Source organism: Pseudomonas sp. B19(2017), from assembly GCF_002113165.1.
In the GTDB taxonomy this organism is placed as follows: Bacteria; Pseudomonadota; Gammaproteobacteria; order Pseudomonadales; family Pseudomonadaceae; genus Aquipseudomonas.
On the sequence record NZ_NEJR01000035.1, the window covers coordinates 1 to 14495 of the forward strand.

Here is a 14495-nt window from a genome sequence, read left to right on the forward strand (position 1 = left end):
CCGGTAATCGTGGTGCTGACGGTCGAGCCATTGTTGTAGACATCGTTGGCCGGGGTCTGGAAGTCGATACTGCCCTGGGTCTTGCCGGCTTCGACAGTGATGGTCTGACCGTTGGACAGGGTCACGGTCACCGGCGTCTGGGCCGGGTTGCTCAGGGTCACCGTGTAGGTGATCACACCGCCTTCGGTCACGCTTGGCGAAGCGGTCAGGGTCGCGGTGGTGGTGTCGACCGAATCATTGATCGTGGTCTGAGCCGGGATCGGGTTCGGGGTCAGCTGCTCGAAGTTGCCGCCGGTAGCGCCGGTAATCGTGGTGCTGACGGTCGAGCCATTGTTGTAGACATCGTTGGCCGGGGTCTGGAAGTCGATACTGCCCTGGGTCTTGCCGGCCTCAATAGTGATGGTCTGGCCGTTGGACAGGGTCACGGTAACCGGGGTCTGGGCCGGGTTGCTCAGGGTCACGGTGTAGGTGATCACGCCACCTTCTGTCACGCTTGGCGAAGCGGTCAGGGTTGCGGTGGTAGTGTCGATGGTATCGGTAACCTGGGTAACCGCTGGTGTTTGCGGCACTGTCACCGTCAGCCCGCCACCCCCGGTGGTGCCCGTTACGGTCGCCGAAATCTGGCCACCGTCGATATACGGAGTATCGTTCGCCGGGATCACGACGTTGACACTACCAGTGGTCTGCCCGGCCGGAATGACGATCACGGCACCGTTGGACAGGGTAACCACCAGGTTGGTAGTCGGCGCTTGGCCAACCGTAGCGGTATAGACGATTACGCCACCCGCTTCGCTGATGGCAGGGGTAGCGCCAAGCACCAGATCAGTAGCGACGCTGGTTTCCGTCGTCGGTGTAGGCACCAGGTTGTTGCTGGTGGTGTCCAGCACGCCAACCTCTTCATTACCAGCCGCCGCGGCAAAGCCCAACCCTTCAGTCTGGAAGCCGACGGTAGGGTCAACCCGGCCCGCAGTTTCTTCGAGCATGACAAAGCTGTGACCTCCGCCCAGCGCGCCACCACCGCCCGCCGCCGATGGGCCAGCCGCAGTCGCTTCAAGCTCGGTAGTCGGGTCGACACCGGCGGCGATCGCCTGTTGCAGCTCTTCCACCGACGGCGCGGCCTGTGCAGTCGCCCGGCTCAGGTCGGCGCTGCTCTCCGGCGCATCAGCGCTCCACTGGCTGTCGCGACCCAGGTCGAGCAGACGGCCATCGGCCAGCTCCAAAGTAACTGCGCCACCCGGCCCAGTGAGCACTTCTTCACCGGCCAGCAGGCGGTCCCCTTCGATCAGAACACGCCGGATGCCCTCTGGGGATACCGCAATAACCTGGCCGACAATACTTTTGACGATGGCTACAACGCTGCTCATTGGACTCTCCGTGTGACCCTATGGGTACTTCCCTGCCAGAGCGGCATTTGTTAGCCACCTCAGGCGGAACTATGTCGATGATCGTTGACGTTTTTGACGTCAATATTCCGTCTATAACTTTTTGGAATTGACTAACTGCCAAACTATTGACCTTATACATGCCATCCTAAACAATTGGTCATGTAATGTCACATTGATATTTGAACCTTAGCCAAGCGTTTCTTGATGACCAATGTCGTACATCATCGAAAGCGCCTTTTCCACATCTGGGTAATTGCAACATGGCACAACGGCAACCGTTCATCGGCGCCGCCAAAGGTTCAGGTGTCAATATTCAGGCCACTTTCGCGCGCCCGGCTCATGGCCTTGAAACAAGCACAAACCTTGCCTGAACACAGCCAGTCAGTCGCCGCCAAGCCAGGCAGAGCCAGCCGTACGGCAGCTCATGGCGGCAACAGCGCTAACGCTGCACAAACCGGCACTGCGATTTGCCGTAAATCAATGGGATAGCGAACGAGTGCGCAAATACTGTCAGCCCTGATATGAGAAAGCATTGCCAGTTTTAAGCCATAAACTGTCAGCGACCTGCTTTCTAATAGATGAATTTTGACTAATTAGCTGCAGAATACCGTCAACAAGTCAGCGCCTGTTTCCTGACAAAGTTACACGGCGATGGTAACTGCACCTCTGTCGCCAGCCGGATAGCAGGCTATGCTGCAAAGTAGCTTCGGCCTCGATGCTGACTGGATCAAAAATGAAACACCCACCACCCAGCATCGCCCGGCAGGAATGAAGGCCGTTGTTTACTCAATACCGATTCAAGGCGACCATTGGCCGGTTGCTTAAGCGTCAGGGTGCCGTAACCCTCGGGACCACTGCCTGGCAGCACCATTGAACGCCAGGATGAGCCAGCCAGAACGGCGGCACACCTGCCCCACCCACCACAAGGATGAAGAGAGCGCCGCGTGGAATCCGAAGTCAGTCGAGTCCAACTCAGCCACGATCCACGCAGTCAGCATGACGATCCCTTGCTGGATAGTCTGCTGAGCCTGTGTGTCCTGCACCAGAAACCTGCCAGCCGGGTCATGCTGACCACCGGCCTGCCGCTGCCCGCCCAGCGTCTGAGCCCCGAGCTGCTGCCCCGTGCAGCCGCCCGGGCCGGCCTGCAGGGGCGCCTGCTACAGCGCAAGCTGGAGCAGATCCCGAGCATCGCCATGCCGGCCATGTTGCTGCTCAAGGAAGGCCGCAGTGCCGTCCTGCTGGGCTGGGAAAATGAAGACACCGCACGCCTGCTGCTCAGCGAGAGCGATGGCGGTGAAGTGCATGTCAGCCGCGAAGCCTTGCAGAGCGATTACAGTGGCCGAGTGTTCTTCGCCCAGCCACAGCACAAGTTCGACGTCAACCACGGCAACCTCATCCCGCGGGCGAAATCGTGGTTCCGCGATACCTTGCTGCGCAGCAAGTGGTTATATATCGACGCCATCGCCGCCAGCCTGGTGATCAACCTGATCGCCCTGGCCGCGCCGCTGTTCGTGATGAACGTATATGACCGGGTGGTGCCCAACCAGGCCACTTCGACCCTCTGGGTGCTGGCCATTGGCATCGCCGGCGCCTACATCTTCGACCTGATCCTCAAGGGCCTGCGTGGCTTGTGCCTGGACCTGGCCGGCAAGAAAACCGACCTGATCATTTCGGCAACGCTGTTCGAACGCATCGTCGGCATGTCGATGAAGTACCGCCCGGCCAGGGTCGGCAGTTTTGCCCAGAACATTCACGAGTTCCAGGGCCTGCGTGACTTCCTCGCCTCGCTGACCCTGACCAGCCTGATCGACCTGCCGTTCACCATCCTGATCCTGATTGTCATCGCCATCATTGGCGGGCATCTGGTGTGGATCCCGATCATCGCCTTCCCGCTGGCACTGGGTATCGGTTACGCCCTGCAACGGCCATTGATGGCGACCATGGAACGGACCATGGCCCTGGCCTCGGAGCGCCAGTCCAGCCTGATCGAGACCCTCGCCGGCCTGGATGCGGTAAAGGTCAATAACGCCGAAAGCGAACGCCAGTACATGTGGGAGCAGACCCTCGGCACGCTAAGCCGCCTGGAACTGCGGGTGAAGGTGCTGTCGAGCCTTGCGATGAACATCACCCTACTGATCCAGCAACTGGCAGGCGTGGCAATGATCTGCGTTGGCGTGTACCTGATCATCGACGGCAACCTGAGCATGGGCGGCCTGGTGGCCTGTTACATGCTCAGCGGCCGCGCCCTCGGCCCGCTGGGCCAGCTCAACGGCCTGCTCGCCCGCTACCAGCAGGCCAAGGTGACCATGGTCTCCACCGACCACATGATGGAGCTGCCGCAAGAGCGCAACTTCGAAGAACGCCCGCTGAGCCGCAGGGTGTTACAGGGCAGCGTCGAGTTCCGCGGGGTCGATTTCACCTACCCGAACCAGCAGAACCAGGCTCTCAAGAACATCAACCTGACCATTCGCCCCGGAGAGAAGGTGGGCATTATCGGCCGCAGTGGCTCGGGCAAGAGCTCGCTGGCCAAGCTCATTGTCGGCCTGTACGAGGCCGATGGCGGCTCGCTGCTGGTCGATGGCGTGGACATTCGCCAGATCGATGTCAGCGAACTGCGCCACAACATCGGCTACGTGCCCCAGGATATCCAGCTGCTGGCCGGCACCCTGCGCGATAACCTGGTCAGCGGAGCCCGCTACATCGAGGATGAGTTGATTCTGCAGGCTGCCGAGCTGGCAGGCGTGCATGAGTTCGCCCGGTTGCACCCGGACGGCTACGAGCTGCAAGTGGGTGAACGCGGGCAGAACCTGTCAGGTGGCCAGCGGCAGAACGTCGCCCTGGGCCGTGCGCTGTTGCTAAACCCGCAGATCCTGCTGCTGGACGAACCGACCAGCGCCATGGACAACACCGGTGAAGAACGCCTCAAGCAGCGGCTGCAGGCGGTGGTGGAAGGCAAGACGGTGCTGCTGGTCACGCACCGAGCTTCGCTGCTGTCGCTGGTGGACCGGCTGATCGTGATCGATCGCGGGCAGATTGTCGCCGACGGCCCGAAAGCCGCGGTCATGGATGCGCTGAAGAAGGGGCAGATCAGTGTTGCATAAGCTGGATGTGGGGCAATTCAAGGATGGCCTGCGACGCTATTTCAAAGGTTCCGACTCACTGGGCGGCCAGCCGCTGCCTGAGGTCAACAAGGCCCTGATCGAGGATGCACCGCGGGTCGTGCGGCTGACCATCTGGGGCGTGATCCTGTTCTTCGTGTTCCTGATCGTGTGGGCCAGCGTCGCGCCCATCGACGAAGTTACGCGCGGCGAAGGCAAGGCCATTCCGTCGTCCAAGGTGCAGAAGATCCAGAACCTGGAGGGCGGCATCGTCGCGGAGATCTTCGCCAAGGAAGGGCAGATCGTCGAAGTGGGCCAGCCGTTGCTGCGCCTGGATGAAACCCGCTTTGCCTCCAATGTGGGCGAAACCGAGGCCGACCGCCTGGCCATGGCCTTGCGCGTCGAGCGCCTGAGTGCCGAGGTCGATGACAGCCCGCTGAAGATCGACGAGGCGCTTCGCAAGGCCGCACCCAGCCAGGCGGCCAGTGAAGAGTCGCTGTACCAGAGCCGGCGCCAGCAACTGCAGGACGAGATTGGTGGCCTGCAACAGCAGCTGGTACAGCGCCAGCAGGAACTGCGTGAATACAGTTCGAAACGTGCCCAGTACGCCAACAGCCTGGAACTGCTGCGCAAGGAGATCAACATGTCCGAGCCACTGGTGGCCACCGGCGCGATCTCCCAGGTTGAAGTGCTGCGCCTGCGCCGCGCCGAAGTGGAGAACCGCGGCCAGCTGGATTCCACCGCGTTGGCGATTCCGCGTGCCGAGGCGGCCATCCGCGAGGTGCAAAGCAAGATTGAAGAAACCCGCGGCAAATTCCGCAGCGAAGCGCTGACCCAGCTGAACGAAGCGCGCACCGAGTTGAACAAGGCCACCGCAACCAGCAAGGCCCTGGACGACCGGGTAAACCGCACCATGGTCACTTCACCGGTGCGCGGTATCGTCAAGCAACTGCTGGTGAACACCATTGGCGGGGTGATCCAGCCTGGCAGCGATATTCTCGAAGTAGTGCCACTGGACGATACGCTGGTCATCGAGGCGAAGATCCTGCCCAAGGACATCGCCTTCCTGCACCCGGGGCAGGAAGCGACCGTCAAGTTCACGGCCTATGACTACACCATCTATGGTGGGCTGAAGGCCAAGCTGGAGCAGATCGGTGCCGACACCATCACCGACGAAGACAAGAAGACCACTTACTACCTGATCAAGCTGCGCACCGATCGCAGCCACCTGGGCACTGACGAGAAGCCGCTGCTGATCATTCCGGGGATGGTGGCGACGGTGGATATCATGACCGGCAAGAAGACCATCATGAGCTACCTGCTCAAGCCAATCATGAAGGCGCGTTCGGAAGCGCTGCGCGAGCGTTGATGATCCTGGCCACTGTCTTTATTCAGTGGCCGCCCTGGCCCTATCGCCGGCAAGCCCCACAGGTACAGCGTGAACCTCGGGACTGCGCCGTCCCCTGTGGGAGCGGGCAAGCCCGCGAAGCAGGCGACGCGGTGGCTGGCACCGGCTGCGCCGGTGTTCGCGGGCTTGCCCGCTCCCACAGGGATCGCGCCAGCGTTTAGAAATTGAGCAAGACAGTTGCTCCCACCTCGAGCGTATTTTAGCGCCAGGGCGCCGGCTCACCCACCAACTGCCCCTGAATCCCGCTCACACCCATCTCCCGCAATACCGAGCGCTCCCCTTCAGTCTCGACCCGCTCGGCAATCAGCGGCACGTCGATGCTGTGTGCCGCCCGTTGGACCGCTTCGATGAACAGCCGCTTGTGCTGCTCATGGTCAATGTTGCGGATGTAGCTGCCATCTATCTTCAGGTACGCCAGGCCCAGATGCGCCAGGTTGCCAATCATGCTGAAGCGCCCACCAAAGCGTTGCAGCGCCAGGCCGAAGCCAAGCGCGTGCAAGCGCCGCGTCAGTTGCTCCAGGGCAGACTGCTCGGGCAGTTGTTCTTCACCAATTTCGAAAATCAGGCGCGGCCCCAGCGCCGTATTCTGGCCCAGCAGTTCGAAGATACGCTGCAGAGCCTTGGGATCGGCCAAGGTAGCAGCTGACAGGTTAAGCGCCAGCACCTGGTCATGCCCGCGCAGATGTGCAAGTACCTTCTCCAGCACCAGCAGGTCCAGCCGCGACATCCAGCCGAAACGCTCCAGCCAGGGCAGGAAGCGGCCCGCCTGCAGCGCCTCGCCTTGGCCATCCTGCAAACGCGAAATCACCTTGTGGTGCAGTACCCGCTGCGCAGTGCCGCAATCCACCACAGGCTGGAAGAACAACTCGAAATGCCCGCCGATGAACGCCTGGTCGAGCCGATCGTGCCAGGCATGCTGGCTGTCCGCGGCGACTGCGGCCACGCCCTGCTCGAGGCATACCCAACCCGGCGTCGGTTGGTTCTCGGCGCGGGCCAGGGCTTCGTCGGCGAGCTTGAGCAGCGCCTGCGGTGCATCCCCAGGGCTGTAGGGAGCAAGACCGATGCAGGCAACCGGGTCGATATCACTGGCGCCGGTTTCGTGCAGGCTATGCAGGGTCGCCTCCAGGGCCTGGGCGAGTTGCACCGCCTCTTCATGCACCATGCCCGGCGCCAGCACGGCAAACTCCCCGCCACGGCTGCGGGAAATCAGGTCGTTGGTTTCCGGGTAGCTGGCACAGGTGCGCCGCAACTGCTCGCCCACGGCCTGTAGCAACTGGTCGGTGCGCTGCCCGCCAAGGCGGGCGTTCAACCCCGCCAGCCCCTGGACCCGCAGCAACAGCAGGTAGCCGGCGCGCGCTTCTTCCAGGTTGCTAACCCGGGTATTCAGTTGCATCTCGAAATAGCGGCGGTTGGACAGCCCGGTCAGGCTGTCCTGGTAGGACTCGGCACGCAGCCGCTCACTGCGCTCGGCCTGCTCGGTGAACAGTGCCTTGAGCTTCTCGACCATCTGGTTCATCGCCTGCACCACCCGGCGCAACTCCGGCGTACGCGGTAACTCGGGCAAGCTGAGGAATTCGCGGCGGGCAATGGCATGCGATTGCTCGACCATGTAGTCCAGCGGCCGCAGCTGGCGACGCAGAAGCAAGGCGCCGAGTATGGCACTGGCCGCGCCACACAGCATCAACCAACCCAAGCTGCCCAAGGCGCTTTGCCAAAGTTTGGCGATGGCGAACATCGGGTGGCTGATCACTTCAACGCGTGCGGCCTGCTGCCAGCCGCGGCTGACAATGGCATCACCACCGGCGGCTTCCAGGCCAATCAGGTGCACGAACCAGCGCGGTACTCCGCCGGGGTCCGGCTCGGCATGGCGCTCCACCAGCACGGCATTGGAGCTCAGATCGACGACCTTGATGCTTGAGTAGTAGCCACTGTCGAAAATCGAACTGACCATCAGTTCGACCATCGCCGGGTCGTCGATATTCGGCGTCAAAGACAGCGCCAGCGCGGTCGCCGCATCCTGGGCGTGCGAGCGCAGCTGGTTGACGTACTGGTTGCGCGAGCTTTCCAGGCTAACCATGAAGCTGCCACTGAAGGCGACCACCAGGAACAGGCAAATGGCCAACAGCAATTGTTTGAACAGTGACATCTGTGCTCCTTCAGTAAACCGGCTCGGCCGGAAACCCTTCGGCCTGCATTTTTTTCAGCAAATCCTGCCAGCGTGACAGCCGCTTGGTATCGCCGACCTTCTTGTTGCCAGCGGCACCGGTCAGCCACAAACCCTCACCATTGAAGGCGTACACCGGAAGCAGGTCGGTACGCTGGCTGGCTGGCTTGATGGCATCCATAAGGCTGTCGAGCACCAACGGCTGGGCCTGTGGGCTTGAATAATAGGTCAGGACCATGTGCGCACGGTTCTGCCGCAGCGCCTTGACGTAGGTGATGCGCAGCTTTTCGGCGGGGATCCCCATGCGCCGCAGGCTGAAATATTTGGCGATGGCGTAGTCCTCACAATCCCCTGCGCCTTTGATCAGCGCCTGCACCGGCGTAGCCCAATAATCGACCTCATGCCACAGGTCGATATCCTCGACATAGCGCAATTGCTGGTTGAAGAATCGGTTGACCACCTGCAACCGTTCAAGCTCCGTACCCTGCTTCTGCGTGGCCATCAGGTTCTGCCAGGCATCGATACGGCCCTGCCCGGCGCCTAGCTGGCCATACAGGGCCTGCGATTTGCGGCTGATCTGGGAAAAGTCCCAATCCGCATGCAAGCCGCCCAGCAGTAGGCTGCCCAGCAGCGCAGCAAGGCAGGCACGTTGCACTACGGCTTTGAGCATCCAGGATATCGCCACTGCGAAGCCCTGTTCCGGCCAGTCGAAAGCAGCGATGGTGCGGCTTGGCACCGCAAAACACAATGGCACCCTGCAATCACGCACCCGCTTGTCAGTCGAACTACACTTTATGGTTATAACCTTCTATAGGTCGCTTCCTTTGACCGGCGACTTCATCCACCATAGCCGCGCTTTTTGGGGCGCCCGTCCCAGTGTGGGTGCTGGTTTGACACCCCCAGGAGCTATTACTAGTGTCATTGGATCCAACTTTAGTCATCGTTGAGGCAGACGTCGCGTGCCCGAGAAAATCAAATTGAGCAATGTGCTGGCCAGCGAACAGCTGTTACCGCACCAGGCCCGTAGCGTGATCGAAGAACGCCTGCGCAGTGCCATTCTTGATGGCCGCTTGCCCCCAGGTACTGCCGTGCGACAACAAGAACTCGCCACCTTGTTCGGCGTCAGCCGCATGCCCGTGCGCGAGGCCCTGCGCCAGCTCGAAGCGCAATCGCTGCTGAAGGTGGAAATGCACAAGGGCGCGGTGGTTGCGCCATTGATCGGCGAGGACGCGGTGGACACTTATGCCCTGCGCGTGCTGCTCGAGTCCGAGGCGCTGCGCCAGTCCATTCCGCTGCTCGATGCCAGCGACATTGCCAGCGCCCGCGGGTATATCCAGCAACTGGAGAACGAAACCCGCCACGCCGAAATCGGCCGCCTCAATCGCCTGTTCCACATGTCGTTGTACAACAAGGCACCGAACAAGAAACTGCTACGCCTGATCGAGGACGAACTGAACGAGGAAGAGCGTTTCCTGCGGTTTCATCTTTCGTCGATGGGCCTGGGCAAGCTCACCCAGGACGATCACAACGCACTGGTGAATGCGGCTAGCGACAAACAGGTGGACGAAGCAGTAGCGGTGCTGGAACGGCACTTGAATAGCGGATCGCGGGTAATCCGCAAGTATCTGGACACGCAACTGAGGCGCTAGCAGGTAGTGACTGCGCGCACGGCGCAGTCGGATGGGTTGCAAATTGACCGGGGCCCACCAACAATGAGACTAATTATCATTCATGTCCTTTGATGGCAGCGCCCTCACCCATGCCAAGCAACGATTCCGTGCAAACGCTCTACAGTGACCACCACGGCTGGTTGCATGCCTGGCTACGCAGCAAGCTGGGCAACGCAGCCGATGCCGCAGACCTGGCCCAGGATACCTTCGTGCGCCTGCTGCAGCGTCGCGAACACCTGCAATTGAACACGCCACGGGCCTTCCTGCGTACGGTCGCCCGTGGGCTGGTGATTGACCACTGGCGGCGCGAGGAACTGCAAAGGGCCTACCTCGAGGCACTGGCGAATGTGCCGGAAGCACAGGCCCCCTCGGCCGAAACCCGTGAGCTGCTGCTGGAATTGCTGGAACGCATCGCGCGCATGCTCGACGGCCTCAAGCCCATGGTTCGCCGCGCATTCCTGCTGGCCCAGTGCGAGGGGCTGAAGCACCAGGCCATCGCCGACCAGTTGGGTATCTCGGTGCGTACCGTGGAGCGCTACATTGCCGATGCGCTCTACCATTGCTACCTGCTGCGCTACGCAGACGAGTGCTGACGCGATGACCGCCACACAGCCTGGCGCAACAGCGGTCAAGCAGGCCATCCAGTGGATGCTCAGGCTGCGCGAGAACGGGCATGACCCTGCCGTGCAGCAACGGTGCAGGCAATGGCGCAATGCCCGCCACGAACACGAACAGGCCTGGCAAAGGGTGATGCACCTGCATCAGGACCTCGACCTGCGCGCCATCCCCGGTGCCGGGCTGGCCCTGCAGACGCTAGAGACCAGCCAGCGCCGCCTGCATCGACGGCAGGCACTGAAGTTGCTCGGCGGCGTTGCCATGGTGGGGACGGCGACATGGCTGGGCAAAGACGTGGATGCGGTCACCGCCTGGGCATCGGACTACGCCACCGGCACGGGCGAACGGCGCAGCTTCGCGCTTCCCGATGGCTCGCTGATGCAACTCAACACCCGCAGTGCCGTGGACCTGGCCTTCAATGGCCAGCAGCGCCTGGTCCGCCTGCTGCAGGGGGAATTGATGATTACCTGCAGCCCTGAGCATCCCTTGCTTGTACAAACGCGTGACGCGTTACTGGAAGGGTTCGAAGGGCGCTTTGTGGCACGCCAGGACAGCGACTGCACGCGGGTCAGTGTCAGCCATGGTCGGGTCGCGATACACAGGCCTGGCAATGGCCAGCTGCAATGGATCGAAAGCGGCCAGAACTGGCGCCTGGACGCCCAGGGCGCGCACTGGCTCGCGCAGGTGGACATGGACGCGATGGCCTGGACCGAGGGGCTGATCGTCACCCGGAACATGCGCCTGTTCGATTTCCTCTCTCAGGTCAGCCGTTATCGCCATGGCTACCTGAGCTGCAGTGACGATATTGCTGATTTACGGCTGTCGGGCGTGTTCCGCCTCGGAGACCCGGAACAACTGCTACAGCTGCTGCCACGGACGCTGCCGGTGCGGCTTCGCCAACGTACACGCTGGTGGGTTCGCGTGGAAAGGCTGGCTTGATCTGACAGGAATCGCACAAGGCCTGACGGCTATGCAATACCTGTGGGAGCTGGCTTGCCGGCGATGGGGCGCGTAGCGGCCCCAATAAATTTTTTTGACGGGTTTTGAATGCCGGTCCGGCTAGGACAGTAAGCGATACCTTCTGCCCTCACACTTCAACGGACCTCTCATGCCTACCGCCCCCGTGCACGCGCGCATCATCAATGCGAATGGTTTTCGACCTGTCTTGCAATCAGCAATTCTGCGAAATGCAGTCCGGGCTGCCCTGTTCGGCACCGCCTTGGGTCTGACAGCCATCCCGCAATTGTCCATAGCCGCTGAAACGGCCCAGGTGAGCCACCACTTCGCGATCCCGGCCGGTCAGCTGGATGACGTTCTCAACCAGTTCGCCCGCCAGGCTGGCATCACCCTGTCGAGCACACCCCAGCTCACCCAGGGCTTGCAGTCTAACGGCCTGCAGGGGCAGTACCCCACCGATCAGGCACTGCGCCAGTTGCTCAACGGTAGCGGCCTGGAAGCGCTCAGCCAGGACGGCCGCAGCTACGTGCTGCAGGCACAACCTCAGGGCGCCGCCGTGTCATTACCAGATACCGATATCCGTAGCTTCACCCTTGGCAATGCATTGGGCAGCATGGAGGGCTACAACGCCACCCACAGCCAGGTGGCGACCAAGACCAGCATGCCTTTGCTTGAAACATCACAATCGGTTTCGGTGGTTACCCGTCAACAGATGGAGGACCAGGGCTCACAAACCGTTGCCCAAGCCATGCGCTACACACCTGGGGTGCTGACCAACCCCTACGGTGCGACCCGTCGTTATGACTATGTGGCCATGCGTGGCTTCAACGACGGCTCGGTGGACAACATTTACGTCGACGGGCTCAAGTCGATGGGAGACAACGGCACCTACAGCACCATGCAGGTGGACCCGTACTTCCTTGAGCGCATCGATATTCTCAAGGGACCGTCTTCGGTACTGTATGGCCGTAGCTCGCCAGGAGGCCTGGTGGCACTGACCACCAAGAAGCCGCTGTACACCCCCTTCCGTCAGGTCCAGGCCACAGTCGGTACCCAAGGCCAGCGTGGCATGGGTTTCGACTTCAGCGGCCCTGTGGACGAGGACAAGCGTATCGCTTATCGCCTGACAGGGCTGGCGGATGCGTCCGACACCCAGTTCGACCACAACAAGGAAGAACGCTACGCCATTGCGCCGGCCATCAGCATCGACTTCAGCGAGGACACCTCGCTCACCTTGCAGGCCTACCTGCAACATGACCCCAACGGCGGCTACCACGGCGGCAACCCTGCAGGCGGCATGCTGCACAAGCGCAACGGCTTGCGCCTGTCGGACCACTTCTTCGAAGGCGAGCCGGGTATCGACAACTACGAGCGCACCCAACAATCCTTCAGCTACCAGTTCGAGCATCGCTTCAACGATGTGTTCACCGCACGACAGAACTTCCGCTACCAGGACTCCGATGTGTCGATGGACCAGGTGTACTCCGCGGGTTGGGCGGACGCCGACAGTAATATCCTCAACCGCGCCTATACCGGCGGCGACGAACGCCTGCATTCGTACATCATCGACAACATGCTGCAGGCGGAATTCTTCACCGGGGTAGCCAAACACACCCTGCTGCTGGGCGCCGACTACCAGCGACGCAAGGCCGACGTGGCCTGGCGTTATGGCTCAGTCGACCCGCTGGATGCCGGCAACCCACAGTACGGCAATGGCAACCTTCAGGTGCTGGGCGAGAACCGCTATCAGCGGCGTTTGCAGCAAACGGGCGCCTACATGCAGGACTTGGTGGAGCTGGACCAGTGGCGCTTTTCCCTGGGGCTGCGCCAGGACTGGGTCAGGGTGTCCGAGGAGAATCGCGACAGCAACACCAAGGCCAGTGACCAGCGCTCCAGATTCACTACCCGCGCCGGGGTGCTCTACCTGTTCGAAAACGGGATCGCGCCTTATGTCAGCTACTCGGAGTCGTTCAATCCCAATACCGTGTCCGACCAGGAAGGCCGCCCTCTGGCACCGACCGAGGGCACCCAATGGGAGGCCGGCATCAAGTATCAGCCACCGGGTAGCGACAACCTGTTCACCGCGTCGGTATTCCGTATCGAGCAGGACAACCTGGCTTCGAAGCAGCCTGACGAGGACTTCTATCGCCCGGTAGGGCAAGTGCGCTCACAAGGGCTGGAGCTGGAGGCCCACGTGCAACTGACCGACAGCCTGAAGCTATTGGGTGGCTATACCTTTACCGATATTGAGTACGCCAAGTCGATGCCCAGCCTGGTGTCGAGCAACATGGACAACAAGGGCAATTCGCCAACCCAGGCACCGAAACAGATGGTCTCGCTGTGGGCTGACTACAACTTCCGCCAGGGAGCACTGGATGGCCTGCGTTTGGGCGGTGGGGTGCGATATGTGGGGTATAGCTGGGTGGATGCGGAAAACAGCATGAAGGTGCCTTCCTATACCCTGTTCGACGCCTCGATCGGCTATGACCTGGGCAAGATCGGCCTCCAAGGAGTGGATGTACGCCTGAACGCCAATAACCTTACCAATGAAAGCTACATCACCTCGTGTGCCAGCCTGAACTACTGCTATATGGGTGAAGAGCGCAATGTCAGCGCCACGGTCAGCTATCAGTTCTGACCACTGATGCGTGGTACTTGTAGGAGTGGCCTTGTGTCGCGATCGGTGTGGGAGCGGGCGCGCCCGCGAAACAGACACCGCGGTGGATGGCACCGCCTGCGCCGGTGTTCGCGGGCATGCCCGCTCCCACAGGGACCGTGTATGCCTGGGATTTTTGCCCAGAAAGACAAAGCCCCTGTCTGCATCGCAGACAGGGGCTTTGGATTTGAATCTTGACGATGACCTACTCTCACATGGGGAAACCCCACACTACCATCGGCGATGCATCGTTTCACTACTGAGTTCGGGATGGGATCAGGTGGTTCCAATGCTCTATGGTCGTCAAGAAATTCTGTGTGCTGGCCCGTCCCTCGGACGTGCCTGCGAATCTCTGTAGTTCCTACTTAAAGACAAAACCCCTACCTGCATGCGCAGATAGGGGTTTTGCGAAATGAATCTTGACGATGACCTACTCTCACATGGGGAAACCCCACACTACCATCGGCGATGCATCGTTTCACTACTGAGTTCGGGATGGGATCAGGTGGTTCCAATGCTCTATGGTCGTCAAGAAATTCTGT

At 61.1% G+C, this 14495-nt stretch carries 9 protein-coding genes and 2 rRNA genes; 6 read left to right on the forward strand and 5 right to left on the reverse strand.

The features are described 5' to 3' along the window. Positions 1–1364, reverse strand: a 1364-nt coding sequence (locus tag CAF70_RS25715) for a retention module-containing protein (RefSeq protein WP_143491958.1), incomplete at its 3' end; no start/stop codon positions are given. Between the two features lie 965 nt (positions 1365–2329). On the opposite strand from CAF70_RS25715, the gene CAF70_RS25720 reads away from it, so the two are divergent. Further along, on the forward strand, positions 2330–4486 hold the full coding sequence (locus tag CAF70_RS25720) for a type I secretion system permease/ATPase (protein ID WP_085627397.1): 2157 nt from the start codon (positions 2330–2332) through the stop codon (positions 4484–4486). Then, positions 4476–5852 carry an HlyD family type I secretion periplasmic adaptor subunit gene (locus CAF70_RS25725; RefSeq protein ID WP_085627398.1) on the forward strand — a complete coding sequence of 459 codons (1377 nt, stop codon included), beginning with the start codon at positions 4476–4478 and terminating at the stop codon, positions 5850–5852. The genes CAF70_RS25720 and CAF70_RS25725 overlap by 11 nt, the downstream gene beginning before the upstream one ends. 238 nt (positions 5853–6090) lie before the next feature. Here CAF70_RS25725 and lapD read toward each other — a convergent pair whose 3' ends face one another. Next, a complete protein-coding gene (gene lapD / locus CAF70_RS25730) occupies positions 6091–8037 on the reverse strand; it encodes a cyclic di-GMP receptor LapD (protein WP_085627399.1) in 1947 nt (648 codons plus the stop codon). A gap of 10 nt (positions 8038–8047) precedes the next feature. Next, positions 8048–8809, reverse strand: a complete 762-nt coding sequence (gene lapG, locus CAF70_RS25735) for a cysteine protease LapG (protein ID WP_178076431.1) — start codon at positions 8807–8809, stop codon at positions 8048–8050. A 205-nt stretch (positions 8810–9014) separates the two neighbouring features. On the opposite strand from lapG, the gene CAF70_RS25740 reads away from it, so the two are divergent. The 4 genes from CAF70_RS25740 to CAF70_RS25755 all read left to right on the forward strand — a co-directional run bounded on the left by CAF70_RS25740 (position 9015) and on the right by CAF70_RS25755 (position 13935). Further along, positions 9015–9704 (forward strand): GntR family transcriptional regulator, encoded by a 690-nt coding sequence (locus CAF70_RS25740; RefSeq protein ID WP_085627400.1) that lies wholly within the window; start codon positions 9015–9017, stop codon positions 9702–9704. Between the two features lie 110 nt (positions 9705–9814). Continuing rightward, complete coding sequence (locus CAF70_RS25745; RefSeq protein ID WP_085627401.1) at positions 9815–10318, forward strand: sigma-70 family RNA polymerase sigma factor; 504 nt, start codon at positions 9815–9817, stop codon at positions 10316–10318. Positions 10319–10322: 4 nt separating this feature from the next. After that, positions 10323–11279 carry a FecR domain-containing protein gene (locus CAF70_RS25750; RefSeq protein ID WP_085627402.1) on the forward strand — a complete coding sequence of 319 codons (957 nt, stop codon included), beginning with the start codon at positions 10323–10325 and terminating at the stop codon, positions 11277–11279. 241 nt (positions 11280–11520) lie between these two features. Beyond that, entirely contained in the window at positions 11521–13935 is a 2415-nt protein-coding gene (locus tag CAF70_RS25755) for a TonB-dependent siderophore receptor (protein ID WP_085627404.1), read from the forward strand. A gap of 210 nt (positions 13936–14145) precedes the next feature. Here the strand turns inward: CAF70_RS25755 and rrf (CAF70_RS25760) are convergent. Together rrf (CAF70_RS25760) and rrf (CAF70_RS25765) are read right to left on the reverse strand one after the other, a co-directional pair. Further along, positions 14146–14261 (reverse strand): 5S ribosomal RNA (rrf, locus tag CAF70_RS25760). Between the two features lie 109 nt (positions 14262–14370). Continuing rightward, a 5S ribosomal RNA gene (gene rrf, locus CAF70_RS25765) occupies positions 14371–14486 on the reverse strand. Between the last annotated feature and the right edge of the window lie 9 nt (positions 14487–14495).